This window comes from Galbibacter orientalis DSM 19592, assembly GCF_000260115.1.
GTDB lineage: Bacteria > Bacteroidota > Bacteroidia > Flavobacteriales > Flavobacteriaceae > Galbibacter > Galbibacter orientalis.
The window spans coordinates 612,496-634,395 of record NZ_JH651379.1; the positions used below are offsets into that span (position 1 = coordinate 612,496).

Sequence of the window (21,900 nt, forward strand, 5' to 3'; positions counted from 1 at the left end):
GACTATTGCTTTAATATTTGAACGTTTTGTCCTTCTTGAACACTACGTGCCCCTTCTTTTATGATATGGTCTCCAGCTTTGATTCCTTCTAAAACCTCCACTAAATCTCCTTGTGTTTTTCCTGTTTGGATAATAGATTGATGCACTTCTGCTTCTCCACTGTCTTGAATATTTGTAGCGATATACACATATTGATTTCCATCGGCATTTTCAGAAATTACACTTTGAGGAATCAAGAAAGCATTTTCACTAGTATAATCGTTAATAATAACTTTAGCAGTTAAGTTTGGCTTTATCAATCCGTCTTTATTTGGTACGCCAACTTCAATTTTAAAAGAGCGGTTATTTGGATTAATGTAATTACTTACTTGTCTTATTTCAGTATCAATCTTTTTATTAATTACAGGAAAATCTGCAATTACTTTAGTTCCTTTTTCAATACTTGCTAAATATTTTTCTGGGACTTCAGACTCGATATACATATTGTCTAAACTCACAATCCGCATTAAAGGCGTTCCTTGCGCAACATTGCTACCTTGGTCTGACATAACTTCTTCTATTGTTCCAGAAAACGGAGCCACCACAGTAGCTTTAGCTAACTGACTTTCTAATTGAGAAACCGCACTTTTGTTAGATTCGTATTGTGTTTGTGCTTGTAAATACTGAATTTCAGAACCAATGTTTTGTTCCCACAATCTTTTTTGACGCTCATAAGTTGTTTGTGCTAAACTCTCTTGCGCCTTTAATTGTGCCAATTGTGCTCCCGCCCTCATCAATTCTAGCTAAAACCTGACCTTTTCTAACTTCCTGACCTTCTTTTACTAAAACCTGTTGAAGCGCACCAGAATATTCGGCATTAATAATTATGTTTTCTTTTGTACTTACACTTCCTTGTAATTCTATATAATGATTAAAAAGCGAATCTTTTGCTTTAAAAGCTGTTACTAAAACATAATTTTTTGTTGTATCTAGCTTTTTAACAGCTTCATTAAGTGCTTTTAAATCTGTACTTAAGGCATCGTGTTCTAAATTTACTTCTTCCCGCTTTGCCTTTATTTGTTCTAAATTTCCGCTTGCTATAACATCTTCTACAGATTTATTATCGCCACCCCCACAAGATGCCAAAATTACGGCTGTTAATATGATTAAATATGTCTGTTTCATTTTTATGCTGATTTAGTTTTTTTCTGAATAATCTCTATTTGAAAGTTGAGGGGTATTTAATACCGTTTCTAATGTTGCTTTGGTATCTATAACATCCAACATGGAATTTATATATTCTTGTTGGGCAGTATATAACTGTGTTTGTGCTTGTCTTAAATCAAAACTTGTAGTAATTCCTTCTCTATGATTTAATAAGGTTTTTACTTTCAATACGCTCAGCAAGTTTTAAATTGCTTTCTGCTGTTTGGTAGTTTTCAATAGCAAATTTATAATTGCTCTTTGCTCTTTCTAAGTCAAGATTTATTTGTTGTGTAGCCTGAACAAAATCTGTTTTTGATTGCTCCAATGCAATTTTTGCTTGTTGTGTTCTAGCGCTTCTTTGTAAGGAACTAAAAATTGGAATGTTCATGCTCACCCCAAGTACTGAAGATTGAAACCAAGAAGTTTCACTATCAAAAAATACAAATTCATTATCAAAAGCAGAAGTTCCATAATTAACAAAACCATTAATAGATGGCAACGCCTTACTCTTTTCAAGCTTTAATTCCAACTCTCTTTGTTCGGTTAAATTCTGAGCAATTCTATAATCTACATTATTCTCAAAATTAAACTCTGTTTCTGTAAGAGCCAAAGCAATACTCTCTGTAGTAAGTGTTTCCAAACTATCTTCAAGATTTACCTCTGCATCTACTGGAATTCCCAATGCTAAATTCAACATTTGCTTAGCTATAGATTCCATTCTTTCAGAATTACTCAACTGATTTTGAATTTGCGATGTGGTAATTTGCAATTGCTCTACATCTTCTTCCTCTGCAAAACCATTATCGTACATGGCTTGAGTTTCTTTTAAATTATCTTTTAAAGTAGCAAGGTTCTTTTCAAAAATAGCAACACTTTCTTGCGTTAATAAAACACTCCCATAGGCATTAATAACCCCTTTTCTAACTTCTAGAAGCGTTTTTTCGTTTGTATTCTCATTATAATCCACAAATACTTTTGCTGCTTTAAGTCCTACTAAATAAGAGCCATCAAAAATAAGCTGTGTTAAAGTTCCTGTAAGCGACATGTTTTGCTTTGTCCCAAAAACTACAGGCACAAAACTACCAGGAGCTCCACCAGCAATCTCCCCAGGGATAAGCGTTACAGGTTGTTTTAATTGATTCTGATAATCTACAACCCCATCTATTTGAGGCAAACCAGCAGCAGTAGTTTCCCACTTCTTTTTAATAGATTTTGCAATTTCTCGCCTTGAATTAATTGCTGTATAACTACTATCTAAGGCAAAATTTACCGCTTCTTCCATAGAAAAACTGTAATTTCTCTCCTGAGAAAAGCCTAAGCTAGAAATTAGTAATATGGCGATGATTGTTAATTTTCTCATCGGTTAGTTTTTGTTTTCGTTAATAAATTCATTTAAAATTTTAAGTCCACTTTCTGTGGCAATTCCACAGATATGATATTCTAGAAATTTAGTTCCCAACTCATCTGGGGCATACAAATCTATAGGGAATATTTCTGTGTCTTTTATTCCTACCATCCCACTAAAATATATTCGAGCTATAAAATCAACATCCAACTCTTTTCTAAAAAGTCCCATCTCAATTCCTTTTGCAATATTCTCCGATACACTCTCACGCATTACCTCAAATTGTTTTAAAATAAGTCGCTCATAGATTCTTGGATAATACTTTTTTAGTTGAAATTGCGCAGACGACTTCTTGTCTTTCATATAATCTCCTACAAATCTTTTTATATGAAACAATTCTTCTATAGGGTTATGAGCTGCTTCACAGATAAATTCTATTCCGCTGCAAATCGATTCAAAAATATAGAAAGCGGTTGCCTCTACTAATGCTGTTTTTGTTTTGAAATGCTGATATATTGTTTTTTTCGACATCCCTAACTCGTCAGCAATATCATCCATAGTAACGCTTTTAAACCCAAGGCTTAAAAACATTTCTGTTGCTTTATCAAGTATTTTTTCTTTCATAATTAGGGGCAAAGATACTACAGGAAACTTTAAAAACAATAAAAGTTTCCAAAGTATTTTCAATTATTTAACATTGAAATGCAATTGGGGAATTTTTTAATTATGGTATTTTAGCCAAAAATTGACTTTATGTTATCTATCGAAGCTTACAGAGACGCTTTTATTAGTCACTTAGAAAAAGAAATTGTTACAAAAGAGCCTGTAAATTTATACAAACCAATACATTACATTTTAAACTTAGGCGGAAAACGTTTACGTCCAGTGCTAACTTTAATGACTGCTGATATTTTTGGAACAGACTATAAAAAAGCTATGCACGCAGCCATGGCTGTTGAAATGTTTCATAATTTTTCTTTAGTCCATGACGACATTATGGACGATGCTCCTCTTAGAAGAGGCAAAGAAACGGTACATGAGAAATGGGATTTAAACACAGGAATTCTTTCTGGAGACGCAATGCTTATTGTAGCGTATCAATTTTTTGAAAATTATGATGCTGAAACTTTTCAGCAATTGGCAAAACTTTTTAGCAAAACAGCAATAGAGGTTTGCGAGGGTCAGCAATATGATGTTGATTTTGAAACTAGAGATGATGTAACCATCGATGAATACTTAAAAATGATAACCTATAAAACAGCCGTTCTTGTTGGAGCTGCTATGAAAATGGGAGCCATAATAAGCAAAACCGATGAAAAAGAAGCACAAGCTATTTATGATTTTGGACTTAATTTAGGGATTGCTTTTCAGTTAAAAGACGATTATTTAGATGCTTTTGGAGACCCAAAAACATTTGGAAAGCAAGTAGGAGGAGATATTATAGAGAACAAAAAAACATATTTATATTTAAAAACTCTCGAACATTTAAATACTGAAGAAGCAGAACAATTACATCATTTATACTCTATTAATCCAAATGAATCTTCCAATAAAGTACAAGCTGTTAAAGAATTAATGGTTTCCAGCAAAGCATCCGACGCTACTTTAAAAGCAATTGAAGCGTATACCGAAAAAGCATTAAACGTTCTTGAGGAATTAGCAATAGCAGCTCCTAAAAAAGAAGTTTTAAGGGCTTTTGCTAATATGCTAATGGGCAGACAAGTATAGTTAACACCTTTTAATCCAACTGATAACGAACTCCTACAAAACCTCGAATCCCTTGGTTTGGCCCATACACATAGGAAGGATCAAATGTAAGTGCATACGGATTATTGGGAGTTGCTTGTGCATTCCCTTGTGCATCAAAAATTACATTTTTATCAAAAGGGTCGTTAGCACGAGCTATTATAAATGGATTTCCTTTGTTTGGTGTCCAATTCAATAAATTTTTTATGCCTCCATATATTTCGAAGTTTTTAAATCCATCATAAGTAAATTGTATGTTTTGAATACTCCATACAGGAGAATACTCTTTTCGAGGATCCAACTCCCCTAAGAGAGGTAATCGCATCGGGCCATAAATATTTCCAGTATAATCTATATTTAAATTCCAAGGCACTATTTTATATGATATTCCCCATGTTCCAGAAAACTGTTCTGTTAGAATTTGCCGAGTGGTAATTCCATTTTCTGTTTGCGAAACATTCATAAAAGTCCCTCCTAAATTTATTTTTATTCCATTGTAGAAAACCATATCCACATTTGCACTTACCCCTGTACTCACTGCATATCCGTCCAAATTATCATATATAATTTCATTCGGATTAGTATCATAATCTGGTAAAATCATATTTGTAAAATAGGTATACCATGCCGACATATCCAAACCAATAAAACTATTGTTTTGTGTGTAAATTTTCTTCAAGTAATTAATATTAACATTATAGGATTTTTCTGGCTTTAATTCTTCTTCAATAACTACATCTCGAGCCCCAGTGAGGGCAGCATGATCTTCAGTAAAAAGATTAACTACTCTAAATCCAGTCCCAGCATTGAGTCGCAAAATATCATTTTCAGAAAGACTCCACTTATAAGCCATCCTCGGTGTAAAAATATTTCCATGACGCTTATCATAATCGTAACGCATTCCTAAAAGAAGGGTATGTTTTTTATTAAATTTTACTTCATCTTGAATAAAAATACTTGGAATAGTAACTTCATCTGGATTGTTTTTATCCATTTCTGCTGTTGCAGCAGTATTATCATCGTAGAAATTATAGCGCAAAGCTGCACCAAAAAGTAAATCGTGTTTATTTATTTTTTTATCCCAAGTAAGCTGTCCAAATCCAATCCGTTGATCTGCCAAATAGGGAACATCTCCGTAAACCGAATTCTGATTATGGTCTGTATATGAAAAAGTAAAAAGGACGTTTTCTTTAAAAGGAAGTTGATATTTTCCAAGAAATTCCCATCTAGACGTATAGATACTTTCTCCATAAATTTCATCACCTCCTCTATATTCTGGAGTCCATTGCAATTCTCCTCCCCATCTATCTTCATAAAAATAACGTGATGCTAAAGAGAATAAACGGTTATCTTTTCTCTTAAAATCCCACTTTTGAAATAAAGAAATACGATTCTGCAAAGTAAGGTCAGTAAAATTATCGTTGTTATTGTCTATAGTCTGATTAAAATTAAAGTAATTAGCTCCAAATAAAAAGGAAGTTTTTTTACCTAACAAGGCTCTGTATCCAACATCCAAATTAAATTCTCCCCAAGAAGAAACAAAAGTATCTACCGTAAGTTTTGGGGCATATTGTGGAGTTTTTGTAATTATATTTATGAGCCCCCCAACCGCTTCGCTCCCATATAAAGAAGAAGCTGGTCCTTTAATAATTTCCATTCTTTCAATCAAAGAATTTGGAATTCCAGAAAGTCCATACACCGTTGACAATCCGCTTACAATAGGCATTCCATCAATTAAAACCATTGTATAAGGACCTTCCAATCCGTTTATATGAATATCTCCAGTATTACAAATATTACAATTAAGCTGTGGACGGACTCCATTTACGTTTTGCAAAGCTTCAAAAACATTTGCAGTAGGATTCTTTTTAAAAAATGCAGGCTTATATACCTCTACAGGCACTGGCGTTTCCATCCTACTTACAGGTTTTAAAGTTCCAGTAATTACAACCTCCTCCAAACTAGAATTTTCGTGCAATATAAAATTTACAGTTAGCGAATTTTCCTTCACATTAATTTTCTTGCTTTCCGTAGAAAAACCAGTATAAGAAGCTACAATTATATGTTCTCCATTACTGATATTATTAATTTCAAAAACTCCATTCTCATCGGTTGATGTTCCATTTTGCGTTCCTTTTATATACACATTCGCATAAGCTAACGGACTCCCATCTGAAGTAACAACACCTTTTACTTGCTGAGAAAATACCGAACCAAATGAAATCAAGGCTATTAATAGTACTAAATATTTATTGTTAATTTTCATCTAAAATAATTTTTAGACAAATCTAAAAATTTGTTTTTAAATAATAAAATGTATTTTTGTACAAACTAAAAATCGCATGACGCTTTCAGAAGAAGATTATATTAAAGCCATATATCATTTATCAAAAGATGAGCAAAAAGGAGTTTCTACCAATGCCATAGCGGCACAAATGGACACCAAAGCATCATCTGTTACTGATATGATAAAAAGGTTAGCAGAAAAAAAAGTGGTTCATTATAAAAAATACCAAGGAGCTAGATTAACAGAAGAAGGAAAAGCATATGCGGCAAAAATTATACGTAAACATAGGCTATGGGAGTTTTTTTTAGTTGAAAAACTTAATTTTTCTTGGGATGAAGTTCATGATATTGCAGAAGAATTAGAGCATATAAAAAGTGATAAACTTATTGAGAAACTAGATACTTTTTTAGATTATCCTAGAATAGATCCACATGGCGATCCAATTCCAGACAGTAATGGAAACATTAAAAAAGTGGAAAAAACACTCCTTTCTTCAATAAAAAAAGGAAAAAAAGGAATTGTGGTAGGAGTAAAAGATTCTTCTTCAGAGTTTTTAAGATATCTCGACAAACTAAATATTGCGTTAGGAGAAGAAATTACGGTATTAAACAAGGAACCTTTTGACAACTCAGTGCTAATAAAACTCAATGATTCTGAGATTAATATCTCCGCTATGACTGCCAATAATATCTTCCTGAAAACTAATTAATATGTCTAAGGAGAGTCACCATTCATTGGATGAAGTCCATGAAAGTATTAATACTACTTCCCAAAAATCTCTTTGGAAACGTATCCTTTCATTCTTTGGCCCAGCCTATTTAATAAGTGTTGGTTATATGGATCCTGGAAATTGGGCTACCGATATAGCAGGAGGAAGTCAATTTGGATATTCCTTACTTTGGGTGTTATTAATGTCTAATATTATGGCATTATTACTGCAAAGTTTAAGTGCACGTTTAGGAATTGTTAGAGGTAAAGATTTGGCTCAAGCCTCTAAAGAGAGTTATCCAAAATTTATAAACTACATTCTTTATTTTTTAGCTGAAATTGCCATAGCGGCAACAGATTTAGCAGAAGTACTTGGAATGGCAATTGGTTTACAGCTGTTATTTGACATTCCATTACTCTGGGGTGTCTGTTTTACCATGCTTGATACCTTCTTGTTACTTTTTTTAATAAATAAAGGTATTCGGAAAATGGAAGCCTTTATTATTGCACTAATAAGTATTATAGGACTCTCTTTTCTTTTTGAAATGTTTTTTGCAAAGCCAGATTTTACAGCTGTAGCCTCTGGATTAATTCCATCTATTCCAGACAGTGACGCTTTATATATTGCTATTGGAATTATTGGTGCTACAGTAATGCCTCACAATTTATATTTACATTCGTCTTTAGTACAAACTAGAAAATTTAATAGGGATTTTAAAAGCATAAAGCAGGCAATTAAGTACAATTTAATCGACTCGACAATTGCTTTAAACCTTGCTTTTTTTGTGAATGCTGCTATTTTGATCCTTGCTGCCGCCACATTCTATAAAAATGGGATGTTTCAAATTGCAGAAATTCAAGATGCACATAAATTATTAGCACCATTATTAGGTTCTAAATGGGCACCAATCCTTTTTGCTCTTGCATTAATTGCTGCCGGACAAAGCTCTACCGTTACTGGAACACTAGCGGGACATATTGTAATGGAAGGGTATTTAAATCTGAGAATTCAACCTTGGGTACGAAGAATTATAACGAGAATTCTAGCTATAGTACCTGCGGTATTAACCATTTTAATTTTAGGAGAAGGAGCAACAGGAAAACTTCTCGTTTTTAGTCAGGTTATTTTAAGCTTACAATTAGGCTTTGCCGTTATTCCTCTCATACATTTTGTAAGTAATAAAAAATTAATGGGAAAATTTGCCATTAAAACACCTATTAAAATTATTTCTTGGATAATTGCTTTGGTCATTATTTCTTTAAATATAAAACTCGTTTACAACGAAGTTTCTAAATGGCTACTCACTAGCCAACACCCTCTATGGATCTGGGTAGTTATAATTCCTCTAGCTATTGGAGCTATTGCGCTGCTTTTTTATATTTTATTTTATCCCACTCATAAAGAACGGAAAGAAAAACATGTTCCTCATATTGATAAAGTTCAATTTAATAAACTCCCTACTGCACATGATTATACAAACATTGCAATTGCAATTGATTTTTCTGAGGCTGATAAAAAAGGGATTGATATGGCTCTAAAATTAGGTAAGAATAATGCTGAATACACACTAATTCATATTGTAGAAACTGCTGGAGCTTTAATTTACGGTAAAGAGATTAACGACCATGAAGCAGCAACCGACAAGGAATACTTAGAGTCTTATCAAAAAATATTAATAGCACAAGGCTATAAAGTCGATATAAAATTGGATTTTGGGAGTCCAAAAAAGCAAATCCCAAAAATTATAAATAACGGAAATTACAATCTTCTCATTATGGGAACTCATGGTCATGAATTTTTTAAGGACTTAATTTTCGGAACAACGATTGACAAAGTACGTCATCGAGTAAAAACACCAGTATTAATTGTAAAATAACCAATCCTTATGTTTAACGATATTGTAAATTATTTAAGAGAAATAGATCCTACTTTAGCTGCTTTTTATGCAACCCTTTTTACTTGGGGACTTACAGCAATAGGTGCTTCTCTCGTTTTTTTCTTTAAAAAAATGAATCGGAAACTCTTTGATGGAATGTTAGGGTTTACGGGAGGTGTAATGGTTGCTGCTAGTTTCTGGAGCTTATTAGCGCCAGGAATTGAAATGAGCCCTGGAGAAGGATTTATAAAAACCATCCCGGCAGTTACTGGCTTTGGATTAGGAGCTTTATTTATCTTCGCCTTAGATAAAATACTACCTCATTTACATGTTAATTTTAAAATGAGCGAAAAAGAAGGTATTAAAACCCCTTGGCATAAATCTGTATTACTTACACTTGCTATTACCATGCATAATATTCCTGAAGGATTAGCGATTGGAGTTTTATTTGGGGGTGTTGCCGCTGGAATTCCAGAAGCTTCTATTGAAGGTGCTGTTATTTTAGCACTTGGTATTGGAATTCAGAATTTTCCTGAAGGTTTTGCTGTAGCTATGCCCTTGCGAGGTTTAGGTTTAAGTAGATGGAAAAGCTTTAACTACGGACAATTATCGGCTATTGTAGAGCCTATTGCCGCTGTTCTTGGCGCATGGGCAGTACTTACCTTTGAGCCAATTTTACCATATGCACTCTGCTTTGCTGCTGGTGCAATGATTTTTGTAGTGGTAGAAGAAGTAGTTCCAGAATCTCAACAAGCAAACCATACCGATATCTCTACCTTAGGTTTTATTGGTGGTTTTATTGTAATGATGACTTTAGACGTGGCATTGGGTTAATTTTACCCAATTACTAGTGATGCGTTAAGTTTTTAAAACTTAACATAATCATCTGTTTATTAATATATTATATTCGTTCTTTGATTTTTTGATTTGAATTTACCTGTAGCTTTGTCACTTTAAAAATGTGGCTATGAATTCAGGAAAGTATGTTTTCTCTCAACTTCTTCAGTTTATTGACAGATACGAGTTCGATAAATGTGTAGAAAAATACAATGGAGACTTCCGAACAAGAGAATTTAACTGTTGGAACCTGTTTGTTCAACTGTTTTTTGGGCAGTTAACTTCACGCAACTCGCTTCGGGACATTTGCGTATGTTTGAAAGCACACCAGAATAAGTTGTATCACCTAGGGATTCGCAAGTATGTAAATCAATCTACTTTATCTAGGGCAAATGAAGTCCGTGACTATCGTATTTTCTCCGATTTTGGAAATTATCTGATCGGTAAGATCAGACCTCTGTACAGTAACGAACGTATTGCGGGAGTAGACATTGCAGGTGAAGTATTTGCCTTGGATTCCACCACCATTTCGCTCAGCCTCAAATTGTTCAATTGGGCACCCGGTAAATACTCCCGGGGAGCGGTCAAAGTACATACTTTGTTGGATCTAAGAGGTAGTATTCCCGCATTTATTCTAGTTACTGATGGTAAATATCACGACAGCAACGTGCTGGATAACCTGATCACGACACCCGATTCGATCTATATCATGGACAGGGCCTATATTGACTTTGCTGCATTACAAGGCATAAACACTCGTGGCGCATATTTTATCACCAGAGCCAAATCCACAATGGATTTCTCCATTATTGAAAGTAATTTCAACATCGATCCTTCGACAGGGCTATTGGCGGATGACACTATTGTACTAAACGGATACAAGTCTAAAAAACTTTATCCTGAACCGCTAAGACTGGTACGATATTATGACCAAGAAAAAGAGGTCGAACTGCTCTTCCTAGCCAATAATTTTGATGTGTCAGCACTTGAAATTGCACGACTTTATCGCCATAGATGGCAGATAGAGGTGTTTTTTAAGTGGATAAAACAGAATCTAGTCATTAAGTCACTTTGGGGACACTCGGAAAATGCAGTTAATATCCACATCTGGACAGCGATCTGCACCTACCTGATTATAGCTCTGGTCAAACTTACTCTGAAAAGCTCATTATCTATTTACGAAATCATACAAATACTAGGGGTGTCAGCTTTCGATAAAACACCGTTGAAAGAGCTAATAGTTCAAGATCAAAAAAATCAAAACGTCAAAGAACAAAATTTGTGGAATTTATTTGATGCAAAAACTTAACGCATCAGTACTATTACCCAATAATAAATACTAAAGTTGATACTTGAACGAAATTTTTTTAGTTTGCAGACGATGTATGGTCGCTTATTATAACCCATTGTCCATCAAACTTACGCCATACCAATGTAAAATAACCACTTAAATCGCCTATAGTTCTTTTTAAATAAAAGGATCCTATCATTTGCGCTACCCCGTCTTTTACTTGTTGTAGTTTAATTACTTCAAAAGTTAATTTCCCCATTGCAGTAGTATCTGGGTAACTTTTTAGGTAGCGTTCTTTTGTTGCTTCCCATCCAAATACAGCCCCTGAGGAACCTGAAAAGGCTAAATCTTCAGATTTCCAATACCCTTCCATAAATGCTGGGATATCTCCTCGATTCCAAGCTAGTTCTTGCTGATTAAAAACCTCTAAAATTTCAGATTTATTAATATCCGAAAGTTTTTCTTGTGCTGTAATAATTCCTAAAGAAAAACAAAAAAATAGTAGCGTATTGTATAGTTTTTTCATTCGAAAAATTTTAAGTTAATTTTCAATATTTTATATAATTAAGCGCTAGTGTCTGAACAAAGATACAAGACCGCTTCGCTGTATAATAAAAGACCAAACTGTAATGACCATAAAATCTTGCTCTCTTAAAAACCTTCACTTTCTTTGTCCTTTTATAAAGCTTATTATTTTAGTCATTGCAAGCCTCTCAAAGAGAGTTTTATCAGTATAAATTTAAAGGAACAAAATATGAATTATTATCCAAAGTAAAGTTACTTTAATAATCCTCAGGCTAAGATTTATGGAATTAGACTTTCCACGAAGAATCAATCTACTAAATCAAGAGAAGCTTCAATGATGTGTAGCGATGACCATTGCTGGCTTTTTGCTTCTTGATAAATAGCAACTAACCTTTCTTTATAATCGCTCATAAGTCCGTGTTGCATGGTGTATTTAACAGCTTCATCAAAAGACTTTGCCATACTCTTATAAAAAGCATCACTTTTAAGCATTTTTTCTTTATTAAAAGTTTGAGCTATTTCAATGTTAAACCACATTACATCTGCAACTAAAATTGGATTAACTCCCAACTCTAAAAAATGTTTTATATATTTTTGAGCGATGGAACGTCTGGCTTTTGGTTTTCTTCTAGTTACTGGGAAATACTCGTTAGCAATTTTTGTTTTTGCTTCGTCAATTAATTTATCTTCTTTCGGATTAAAAACAAAATCATAATACACTTTTACGTCTTTAAAGCGAGTATATAAATCTAAAACTTGTGCTTCAAGTTCTTTCTTTTTTAAAGTTTGAAGATACTTTTTTAAATCGCGTTTCGACATATATTAATGGCAGTTACAATCTCCTTCCCCGCAGTTTCCGTTATTATTTTTCCCTAATAAGGAATTAAGTGTTTTAGGGAATATAAATTTAAGTGTTAAATATGCAACAGCTAAAATTAAGATGATATAAACTATAATACTTTGAAAATCCATTCTAAAACTATTTAATTAATTGATACGCAATTAGCGCTACAACATAAGCAAATCCACTCATAAATATTAACTGAGCGGCAGGCCATTTCCAACTATTTGTTTCTCGTTTTACAATAGCAAGCGTACTCATACATTGCATTGCAAAGGCATAAAACAATAGTAACGAAATTCCAGAAGCTAAATTAAACAGCGGCGCTCCTGTTTCGGGATGCGTTTCTGATGCCATTCTGTTTTTTATAGTCTCTTCTTCGTCACTTCCAACGCTATAAATTGTTGCTAATGTTCCTACAAAAACTTCTCTAGCTGCAAACGAACTGATTACTGCTATTCCTATTTTCCAATCGTATCCTAAGGGTAAAATAGCAGGTTCTATTGCTTTTCCAGCAATCCCAATATAAGAATTTCGTAATTTATAAGACGCTATTTTTGTAGAAAGTTCGTCCTCCGATAAATGCTGAGACTCGCTTTGCGCAGTAATTATCTCTGCTGCATTATGGAACTTCTCTGAAGGACCATTGGAAGCTAGAAACCATAAAACTATAGAAATGGCTAAAATAATTTTACCTGCGCCAAACACAAAGCTTTTTGTTTTTTCCACCACCGTAATAACTACATTTTTTAACAACGGAAGCTTATAACTTGGCATTTCTACCACAAAGAAAGTTCTACTTTTTATTTTTAAAATTTTATTTAAGAGCCACGCAGAAAAAACGGCCATTCCAAAACCTAATAAATATAGCAACATCAAGGTAAAACCTTGCAGATTCATCCCTAAAAAACGATCGTTTGGAATAACCAATGAGATAATAATTAGATATACAGGGAGCCTAGCAGAACAGGTTGTAAAAGGAGTTACCAAAATAGTAATAAGGCGCTCTTTCCAGTTCTCTATATTTCTGGTAGCCATTACCGCTGGAATAGCACAAGCAGTTCCAGAAATTAAAGGCACCACACTCTTCCCACTTAGCCCAAACTTACGCATTATTTTATCCATTAAAAATACAACGCGACTCATATATCCAGATTCTTCTAGGATGGAAATAAAGAGAAATAAAAAGGCTATTTGTGGAATAAAAATCACAATTCCTCCAAGTCCAGGAATAATACCTTCAGCAATTAAATTGGTTAACGTCCCCGGTGGTAAGGTTTCTTTTGCCCACTCACTAAACGATGCAAAAGTAGCATCAATAAAATCCATTGGATAGCTACTCCAATCGTAAATAGCTTGAAAAATAGTAAGAAGTATTAAAAAGAAAATTACATATCCCCATATTTTATGGGTTAAAATTCTATCTAAAGAAGCACGAAACCCTTTAGCAGCATTTTCATCAACTTTATAACCTTCTTTTAAAACTCCATTTATAAATTGGTATCGCAACACCGTTTCTTTGTGTTGCATTCTTTTTAATTCTGATTTAGATTTTGTGGAAAAAGCAGAAGTATCTTTCACTAAATTCCTATCTAAATTAACAAAGTTAGCATCTTGAGTAATTACCAACCATAGTTTATAAATATCCTGTTGTGGGAAAGCCGACTTTAATCCGCCGAAATATTCAGAATCTATAACCGTTGCATCTACGCAAGGTTCTGTAGATATATTTTTATAGTTTGTAATTAATTCTTTTAGATTATCTATCCCTTGCTTTTTACGTGTACTTACAACAGCAACCTTGGTATTTAATCTCTTTTCAAGAATTTCTTGATCTATAGAAATCCCTCTCCGCTCCATTCTATCTGCCATATTAACAACTAGAATAGTCGGTATTTTTAAATCTTTAATTTGTGTAAAAAGAAGTAAATTTCTTTTAAGATTTTCAACGTCTGCAACAACAATAGCAACATCTGGAAAGTCTTTATCGTTTTTATTCAGCAACAATTCTATAACTACATTTTCGTCAAGAGAATTAGCGTTTAAACTATACGTTCCTGGTAAATCTATAATATGAGCTTTTACGCCTCTCGGAAGTTTACAAACCCCTTCCTTTTTTTCAACCGTAATTCCTGGGTAATTCCCTACTTTTTGATTTAATCCTGTTAACTGATTAAATACTGAAGTCTTTCCTGTATTTGGATTCCCTATGAGGGCAACATTAATCTGCTTACTCATATGGCATTGTTTTCAATAATGTCTATTTCTATCTGAAGCGCAGTTTCTCGACGAATTGCCAAAAACGAACCATTTATGTTTAAATACAAAGGGTCTTTAAAAGGCGCTATTTGGAGCAGTTCAACTTCATTTCCCGGCAAACAACCCATTTCAAGGAGCTTAATTGGGATAATATCTGTAGAAAATTCTTTTATAATGGCGCGTTCGCCTCGTTTTAAATGTGCAATTGTCAACTTCAAATCTTATTTAGATTCATTTTAAGTAAGCAAAAGTAATATAAAAATTAGGTTTGAAGAAATTATTTAATAGATGTTTATGACGATTGGCAAGAAAACAGTAGGCAGTAGGCAGTGTTCAGAAGTCGGAAGTCCGAAGTAGGGAGACAGAATGCAGTGTTCAGAAAACAGAAGACGGAAGTCCGAAGTAGGGAGTCGTTGTATTCAGTAAGATGTAGGATTTAGGGAGTTTTTTTCTTTGTAACATCGTAACAACATAACTCGATAACTTTTTGACTCAAAGAGGCAAAGGTTCAAAGGTTCAAAGGGACAAAGCTATAAATGAGGAAATGAAATAAAGACGGAAGTCCGAAGTAGGGAGTCGTTGTATTCAGTAAGATGTAGGATTTAGGGAGTTTTTTTCTTTGTAACATCGTAACAACATAACTCGATAACTTTTTGACTCAAAGAGGCAAAGGTTCAAAGGGACAAAGTTATAAATTTGGAAATGAGGAAATGAAATGAAGACGGAAGTCGGGAGTTGGGGGTTGGGAGACAGAATGCAGTGTTCAGAAGACAGAAGACGGAAGTCCGAAGTAGGGAGACAGGATGCAGTGTTCAGAAAACAGAAGACAGAAGGTAAAAAAACTTCCCTGAAACATCGTAACAACATAACTCGATAACTTCTTAACTTTTTGATTCAAAGTTGCAAAGGTTCAAAGGGACAAAGCTATAAATATGGAAATGAGGAAATGAAATAAAGACGGAAGGCGGGAGTCGAGAAACAGAATGCAGTGTTCAGAAGACAGAAGACAGAAGGTAAAAAACTTCCCTAAAAACATGCTCTAAGCTATTTGCTGTCCTCTCTTTACTCCCGACTTCTTCAATTTTTCAATACAAAGAAAAATATTCAGTTGGCAGTTTTTTCTTTATAAACTTCTGTCTTCTGACTTCACAGATCTATATTCTCTTCTCTTTATTCTTATTAGCTTCCGTCTTCCGACCTCTTTCAATCCTTCAATCTTTAAATTTTTCAATAAAAAGAAAAGTGTTCAGTAAGCAGTTTTTTTCTTTGTAACATCGTAACAACATAACTCGATAACTTTTTGACTCAAAGAGGCAAAGGTTCAAAGGTTCAAAGGGACAAAGCTATAAATGAGGAAATGAAATAAAGACGGAAGTCCGAAGTAGGGAGTCGTTGTATTCAGTAAGATGTAGGATTTAGGGAGTTTTTTTCTTTGTAACAGCGTAACTCCATAACAGCGTAACTTTTTGACTCAAAGGTGCAGAGAGGCTAAGTTGTGATTGTATAAATTGTCGAATTTTTTATTGTTTATGGTAAACTAAAGATTCTCAAAAGAAGAAGGATACAAATCTATATTCTCTTCTCTGTATTCTTATTAGCTTCCGACTTCGGTCTTCCGTCTTCCGACTCCCGACCTCTTTCAATCCTTCAATCTTTAAATTTTTCAATAAAAAAAGGATTCAGTAAGCAGTTTTTTTCTTTGTAACATCGTAACAACATAACTCGATAACTTCTTAACTTTTCACTTTACAAACTCTCCACTCCCACCTTTCAACTCAAAAAAAACCTAAGAACCAGATTTATACTCATTTTTTAGCACTTCAATATCGTGTAGAAGTTGTTGGATATCTTCTTCTTTAGTGCCATCGTAAAAACCACGAATTTGTTTCTCTTTATCAACTAAAATAAAGTTTTCGGTATGAATCATATCAAAAGGGCCGCCATCTCCAACAGTTTTAACAGCCAAATAACTTTTACGAGCAAGGTTATAAATCTGTTTTTTATCTCCAGTAACCATATTCCATTTACTGTCAACAACCCCTTTTTCTTCTGCATACGCTTTGAGTCGCGGTACAGAATCTATAACAGGCGTAACCGAGTGAGAAAGCAACATCACCTCGGGATCGTTTATAATTTTTTCCTGAATTCTAACCATATTATCGGTCATCATTGGACAGATAGAAAGACAAGTAGTAAAAAAGAAATCGGCTACATAAATTTTATCTTTATAATTGGCTTCCGTAATAGTATCTCCATTTTGATTTATCAATTTAAAAGGAGCAATTTTATGATACTTCCTAATGTATTGCACACTAGTGTCCACCAATTCCGCATTCACCATAGAAGGTTCGTAAATAGCCAAACGCTCCTTTGGTTTTAGGGCTTGGTAAATTAAACTGATAATAATTACCGAAAGCACAAAAAGGGTAATAAATAAGTATTTGAATTTGCTAAAGAATTGTAGCATCTTGTTACATTTAATGTGCTTGCAAAAATACAACAATAGGCAGGAAAAATGAGCTTTTTATCTTAAAACCATCATAAAAACTTAGGCATACTTGATTTTGATTGTGCTATATAGAAGTAAAACGTTACTTTTGTCCGATTGAAAATGAAACCTAATTTATGAGTCCAATTTTAGTTAAGGCTATTCAACTTTTTTTAAGTTTATCTATACTTATTATTTTACATGAGCTTGGTCATTTTATTCCAGCCAAAATCTTTAAAACTCGTGTTGAGAAATTCTTTTTATTCTTTGATGTAAAATTCGCTTTATTCAAAAAGAAAATAGGCGAAACCGAATATGGTATCGGTTGGCTTCCATTGGGAGGTTATGTTAAAATTTCGGGAATGATAGATGAGAGCATGGACAAGGAGCAGATGGCACAACCACCTCAACCATGGGAATTCCGTTCCAAACCAGCTTGGCAACGTTTAATTATTATGTTAGGCGGGGTTACTGTAAACCTTTTACTTGGTTTCTTTATCTATGCCATGGTATTATATGCTTGGGGAAGTAATGAAGTTTCTCAAAATGTTTTTCCAAATGGATTTGCAGTTGCAGATCAAATGGAGCAATATGGATTTAAAGATGGAGACAAAATATTAAAAATTGATGGCAAAGCTCCTGAAAATATACTAGATATAAGCAGATTGGTTGTTGTTAGAGGCATTGAAAATATAGAAGTAAAGCATCCTAACGGCAAAACTGAAACTTTAAGTTTGCCCGATACCTTAGGCACCTATTTATACAAACAAGGAGTTTTAAAACCTTTTACACCCCGTACAGCTCCAATTTTAGATAGTATAGTTCCCGATAGACCTGCTGCTATGGCTGGACTGCAAACTAACGACAGAATTGTTTCTGTAGATGGTAATGCTATTACTTTTGCTGATGAATTTTCCGACAAGCTAAAAAATGCAAACGGGAAGGCTTTAAGTCTTGTTGTTGAAAGAAATAAAATTACCGACACCATATCGGTTACTCCAGAAGAAGATAATACTATTGGAATTTCCTATGGATATTCTTTAACTGAAAAAGATATTACCAAGAAAACATATAGCTTAGCGGAAGCTATTCCTGCAGGAATTAACTACGGATATTGGACCTTAAGAGATTATATAAGCTCCATGAAGTTTCTTTTTACCAAAAAAGGAGCTACAGAAGTAGGTGGATTTGGAACCATTGCGAAGCTTTTTCCTGAGACATGGGACTGGCAAGGATTCTGGCTTTCTACCGCCTTTATATCTATAATTCTGGCATTTATGAACATTTTACCAATTCCAGCACTCGATGGAGGACATGTAATGTTCTTATTATATGAAATGATTACGGGAAGAAAACCAAGTGAAAAATTCTTAGAATATGCACAAATGATTGGTTTCTTTATATTAATTGCATTACTTTTGTACGCCAACGGAAACGACCTTTATAAGGCGATTTTCAAATAAAATAAAAAAGTTTATTTTTTGTTTGGTGTAAAGAAAAAAACATATATATTTGCATCCGCAAAACAGGAATAAAAAGCTTCTCAAGCAAGCATCTATAAAGGCTTAGAAGTATTTAAAAATAAATTCCTCCTTAGCTCAGTTGGTTAGAGCATCTGACTGTTAATCAGAGGGTCCTTGGTTCGAGCCCAAGAGGGGGAGCAAATTCAAATCCAGTCTATTCAAAATAGGCTGGATTTTTTGCTTTATAACACTTTTGAAATGCAGGTTTAGCTACACTAACTGCATTTTACGTATTTCCACTAAAAAGTCAACTTGTTAAGTTTTTGAGAGAAAAAAGGTGTACATCTAGGTGTACCTATACTAAATGTAAGGTGTACATATCTCAAACCAAATTGTATGTCAATTGTTCAACTTAAAATCAATTGATTATGCATCAAAATTCATTAACAATCTTATTTTACTTGCAGCGCGCAAGAATTAATCAAAAAGGGTTATCACCAATCAGGTGTAGAATTACTTATCTAGGGAAAAGAAAGGAATTTTCAACAGGTCAGTTTGTAAGCCCTGATGATTGGAATTCCAAAAAGCAGTTAGCAGTATCTAATGAAAAGAACAACTCCATTCTTAACGCAGAATTAGCACTGATTAGATCTAAAATTGAAAAAGCACATTTAAAATTACAGCTTGAAGAAAACGATTTTACAGTGGACGATATACTTCAAAAGTATCTAAATAAAAAAGTAAAAAAAGAGGATGGTGTTATTAGCTATTTCAAAAAGTACCTAGACAAGCAAGAGAAACTTATAGGGAGGGATATTCAAAAAGCTACATGGAATAAATTTAACTACGTATGTACTCACGTAAGCTCGTTTATCTACAGCAAATACAAAAAGAAAGATTATCCTCTTGAAAAGCTAAATCAGCAGTTTTTAGATGATTTTGAATATTATCTCAAAACAGAGAAGAATCAACGCCAGATCACCATAAATAAAGCTATACAGCGCTTTAGAAAGCCTATGAGAATTGCTGTGTCAGAAGGATATATTGATCGAGACCCTTTTTCTCTACACAAACCTAAAAGAGTAGCTAAAAGTGTAGTATTCTTAAATCAAGAAGAGTTACAGAAGCTAGAGAACTATATTTTACAACAAAATAGATTAAACCTTGTTAGAGACTTATTTATCTTCTGCTGTTATACTGGGTTAGCATATAATGAAATGAACACCCTAAAAAGGGAACATCTAATTAAAGGATTCGATGGTAATAAATGGATACAAATGAAACGTCAAAAAACGGGGAAAGATATATCAGTACCATTACTACCTAAAGCAAATGAAATAATTAAAAAGTACACTTCAGAATCTGAATATGTACTTCCAAAAATGAGTAATCAAAAAATCAATTCTTATCTAAAAGAGATAGCAGCCATCGTTGGTATAGAAAAAAGAGTAACTCATCATACAGCTCGTAAAACTTTTGCTTCTACCGTACTATTATATAATGACGTTCCTATGGAAATTGTAAGTGAACTTTTAGGACATTCAAGTATAAGTATCACTGAAGGGTATTACGGAAAAGTAGTACAAAAGAAAGTTAGCGAACAAATGTACTCTTTATCGAAAAGACTTCAAAAATGAAGCTATAATGAGGAATACCGTAATAAAACACAAAATCAAATAATTAGTTTTAACTTTTTAAAACATATTTAACACAGCAACTATTATGCAAATGACTAAAAAACTCCTTAAAAAGTATAGTTCGACTATATCAAATAAATTAAATGGTTATAAAATTTACTTAATAATAATATTTTTGTTAATTTTTATACCATTGCATTCACAGTATAATTCATTTAAAATCGAAAAACCTTATGACAAATATTCTAAGATTAATGTTGTTCAAGTCGATTTTAGAGATTATAGTACACTAGTACATCTTGAACTTATAAACGGATCTGATATTGGGGAGTACTTTTACATTAATGAAAACTTTATCTTGAAAGACATAGACACAAATAAAGAATATAAGCTTTTAAATAGTTTCAATATACCTCTAGAAAACAGTAATACATTTGCATTTACTAAATCTTATGGAGAAAAAATCAACTTTACACTTGAATTTGAAAAAGCTCCTTCTAATCTTAAGAAATTTGATTTAATTGAAGAAAAAGATAGTGATTCTGCCTTTAATATTTATGGAATTGAAATTAATAAAAGTGAGTCAACCGACATGTTGAACCTAAATGACTACATAGATGAAACTCCTATTAAGTATGTAGGCTATTATTATAAAGATGGTATTCAAATAAAACGTTTTATTGATGAATCAGGGGTAGAAATTGCTCTTTTCTTAACACTTGATAATAGTTATGGAAAATACTTACGCGCTAATATTTTAATAAAAAATTTATCTGGAAATACAGTAAATATAAACCCCGAAAACATTACTGCGTATTATATATCTAAATTAGGCCCCAATCAGTCTGAAGAAGCTAAGATTCTTAGCTATACAGACTATATGAAAAAAGTAAAAAGAAAACAAAATTGGAATGCCTTTGCAACAGCATTTAGTGAAAGTATAGCTGCAGCTGATGCAGGATATTCTAGCTCAACTACAAATTCGTCAACAGCAGCTTTTACAAGCTCATATGGGTCGGCTTATGGGTATAACGGGAATACGTTTACTAGCGCTTATGGTGCATCATACTCATATGGAAATGCATATACATCGAGTCAAACAAACTCATATGATGGCAATGCAGCTTATATGGCACAACAAAATGCAAATAAAAATATTGAAAACTTATCAAGGCAGCAATATCAAATTAAGAAATCTCTAAGCGATGGATACTTGAAAAGAAACTCTATCGAAAATCAAACAGAATATATTGGATATATCAATATTCCTTATAAAAAGAAATTTAAAAAAATAAGAATCGATCTACCACTTAATGGGGAGAATTATGTTTTTATATTCTAATTAAAAAAATTCAGAATTTTTTCTGAAAAACTCACTCTTAACCAACCCACAAAACACCCCACCCTTTTT

At 33.3% G+C, this 21,900-nt stretch carries 17 protein-coding genes, 1 tRNA gene and 1 pseudogene; 9 read left to right on the forward strand and 10 right to left on the reverse strand.

Annotated features, from left to right (window positions below):
- Nucleotides 1-2 precede the first annotated feature (2 nt).
- The 4 genes and pseudogenes from JOOMADRAFT_RS20645 to JOOMADRAFT_RS02840 form a co-directional block, all read right to left on the reverse strand.
- Nucleotides 3-755 carry an efflux RND transporter periplasmic adaptor subunit gene (locus JOOMADRAFT_RS20645; protein ID WP_317133718.1) on the reverse strand — a complete coding sequence of 251 codons (753 nt, stop codon included), beginning with the start codon at nucleotides 753-755 and terminating at the stop codon, nucleotides 3-5.
- The gene (locus JOOMADRAFT_RS20650) at nucleotides 709-1,164 is read right to left on the reverse strand and encodes a biotin/lipoyl-binding protein (RefSeq protein WP_317133719.1); all 456 of its coding nucleotides are present in this window, start codon (nucleotides 1,162-1,164) and stop codon (nucleotides 709-711) included. The genes JOOMADRAFT_RS20645 and JOOMADRAFT_RS20650 overlap by 47 nt, the downstream gene beginning before the upstream one ends.
- A gap of 12 nt (nucleotides 1,165-1,176) precedes the next feature.
- A pseudogene (locus JOOMADRAFT_RS02835) lies at nucleotides 1,177-2,545 on the reverse strand (TolC family protein).
- Between the two features lie 3 nt (nucleotides 2,546-2,548).
- Nucleotides 2,549-3,154: a TetR/AcrR family transcriptional regulator gene (locus JOOMADRAFT_RS02840; RefSeq protein ID WP_008611193.1), complete on the reverse strand. Its 606-nt coding sequence runs from the start codon at nucleotides 3,152-3,154 to the stop codon at nucleotides 2,549-2,551.
- 129 nt (nucleotides 3,155-3,283) lie between these two features.
- On the opposite strand from JOOMADRAFT_RS02840, the gene JOOMADRAFT_RS02845 reads away from it, so the two are divergent.
- Entirely contained in the window at nucleotides 3,284-4,258 is a 975-nt protein-coding gene (locus JOOMADRAFT_RS02845) for a polyprenyl synthetase family protein (RefSeq protein ID WP_008611195.1), read from the forward strand.
- A 10-nt stretch (nucleotides 4,259-4,268) separates the two neighbouring features.
- Here the strand turns inward: JOOMADRAFT_RS02845 and JOOMADRAFT_RS02850 are convergent, their stop codons facing one another.
- Nucleotides 4,269-6,542 carry a TonB-dependent receptor gene (locus JOOMADRAFT_RS02850; protein WP_008611197.1) on the reverse strand — a complete coding sequence of 758 codons (2,274 nt, stop codon included), beginning with the start codon at nucleotides 6,540-6,542 and terminating at the stop codon, nucleotides 4,269-4,271.
- A 76-nt stretch (nucleotides 6,543-6,618) separates the two neighbouring features.
- Between JOOMADRAFT_RS02850 and JOOMADRAFT_RS02855 the strand changes: the two genes are divergently transcribed.
- The 4 genes from JOOMADRAFT_RS02855 to JOOMADRAFT_RS02870 all read left to right on the forward strand — a co-directional run bounded on the left by JOOMADRAFT_RS02855 (nucleotide 6,619) and on the right by JOOMADRAFT_RS02870 (nucleotide 11,294).
- Nucleotides 6,619-7,272, forward strand: coding sequence for a metal-dependent transcriptional regulator (locus JOOMADRAFT_RS02855; protein ID WP_008611200.1), 654 nt, complete (start codon nucleotides 6,619-6,621; stop codon nucleotides 7,270-7,272).
- 1 nt (nucleotide 7,273) lies between these two features.
- Complete coding sequence (locus JOOMADRAFT_RS02860) at nucleotides 7,274-9,148, forward strand: Nramp family divalent metal transporter (RefSeq protein WP_008611202.1); 1,875 nt, start codon at nucleotides 7,274-7,276, stop codon at nucleotides 9,146-9,148.
- Between the two features lie 9 nt (nucleotides 9,149-9,157).
- Nucleotides 9,158-9,982 (forward strand): ZIP family metal transporter, encoded by an 825-nt coding sequence (locus JOOMADRAFT_RS02865; protein WP_008611203.1) that lies wholly within the window; start codon nucleotides 9,158-9,160, stop codon nucleotides 9,980-9,982.
- A 133-nt stretch (nucleotides 9,983-10,115) separates the two neighbouring features.
- The gene (locus JOOMADRAFT_RS02870; RefSeq protein ID WP_008611204.1) at nucleotides 10,116-11,294 is read left to right on the forward strand and encodes an IS4 family transposase; all 1,179 of its coding nucleotides are present in this window, start codon (nucleotides 10,116-10,118) and stop codon (nucleotides 11,292-11,294) included.
- A gap of 58 nt (nucleotides 11,295-11,352) precedes the next feature.
- On the opposite strand, the gene JOOMADRAFT_RS02875 is transcribed toward JOOMADRAFT_RS02870, so the two are convergent.
- The 5 genes from JOOMADRAFT_RS02875 to JOOMADRAFT_RS02895 all read right to left on the reverse strand — a co-directional run bounded on the left by JOOMADRAFT_RS02875 (nucleotide 11,353) and on the right by JOOMADRAFT_RS02895 (nucleotide 17,368).
- Nucleotides 11,353-11,802 (reverse strand): YybH family protein, encoded by a 450-nt coding sequence (locus JOOMADRAFT_RS02875; protein WP_008611205.1) that lies wholly within the window; start codon nucleotides 11,800-11,802, stop codon nucleotides 11,353-11,355.
- A gap of 305 nt (nucleotides 11,803-12,107) precedes the next feature.
- Nucleotides 12,108-12,620 carry a DUF6155 family protein gene (locus JOOMADRAFT_RS02880; RefSeq protein ID WP_008611206.1) on the reverse strand — a complete coding sequence of 171 codons (513 nt, stop codon included), beginning with the start codon at nucleotides 12,618-12,620 and terminating at the stop codon, nucleotides 12,108-12,110.
- A 160-nt stretch (nucleotides 12,621-12,780) separates the two neighbouring features.
- Nucleotides 12,781-14,880, reverse strand: a complete 2,100-nt coding sequence (gene feoB, locus JOOMADRAFT_RS02885; protein ID WP_008611208.1) for a ferrous iron transport protein B — start codon at nucleotides 14,878-14,880, stop codon at nucleotides 12,781-12,783.
- Nucleotides 14,877-15,119 (reverse strand): FeoA family protein, encoded by a 243-nt coding sequence (locus tag JOOMADRAFT_RS02890; protein WP_040879490.1) that lies wholly within the window; start codon nucleotides 15,117-15,119, stop codon nucleotides 14,877-14,879. The genes feoB and JOOMADRAFT_RS02890 overlap by 4 nt, the downstream gene beginning before the upstream one ends.
- Before the next feature lie 1,568 nt (nucleotides 15,120-16,687).
- Nucleotides 16,688-17,368 carry an SCO family protein gene (locus tag JOOMADRAFT_RS02895; RefSeq protein ID WP_008611213.1) on the reverse strand — a complete coding sequence of 227 codons (681 nt, stop codon included), beginning with the start codon at nucleotides 17,366-17,368 and terminating at the stop codon, nucleotides 16,688-16,690.
- Nucleotides 17,369-17,526: 158 nt separating this feature from the next.
- Here JOOMADRAFT_RS02895 and rseP point away from each other — a divergent pair, with 158 nt between their 5' ends.
- The 4 genes from rseP to JOOMADRAFT_RS02915 all read left to right on the forward strand — a co-directional run bounded on the left by rseP (nucleotide 17,527) and on the right by JOOMADRAFT_RS02915 (nucleotide 21,831).
- Nucleotides 17,527-18,852, forward strand: a complete 1,326-nt coding sequence (rseP, locus tag JOOMADRAFT_RS02900) for an RIP metalloprotease RseP (RefSeq protein WP_008611214.1) — start codon at nucleotides 17,527-17,529, stop codon at nucleotides 18,850-18,852.
- A gap of 124 nt (nucleotides 18,853-18,976) precedes the next feature.
- A tRNA-Asn gene (locus JOOMADRAFT_RS02905) sits at nucleotides 18,977-19,050 on the forward strand.
- Between the two features lie 230 nt (nucleotides 19,051-19,280).
- Nucleotides 19,281-20,489, forward strand: a complete 1,209-nt coding sequence (locus JOOMADRAFT_RS02910; protein ID WP_008611215.1) for a site-specific integrase — start codon at nucleotides 19,281-19,283, stop codon at nucleotides 20,487-20,489.
- A gap of 193 nt (nucleotides 20,490-20,682) precedes the next feature.
- Nucleotides 20,683-21,831, forward strand: a complete 1,149-nt coding sequence (locus JOOMADRAFT_RS02915) for a hypothetical protein (protein ID WP_157136647.1) — start codon at nucleotides 20,683-20,685, stop codon at nucleotides 21,829-21,831.
- The last annotated feature ends 69 nt before the right edge of the window (nucleotides 21,832-21,900 follow it).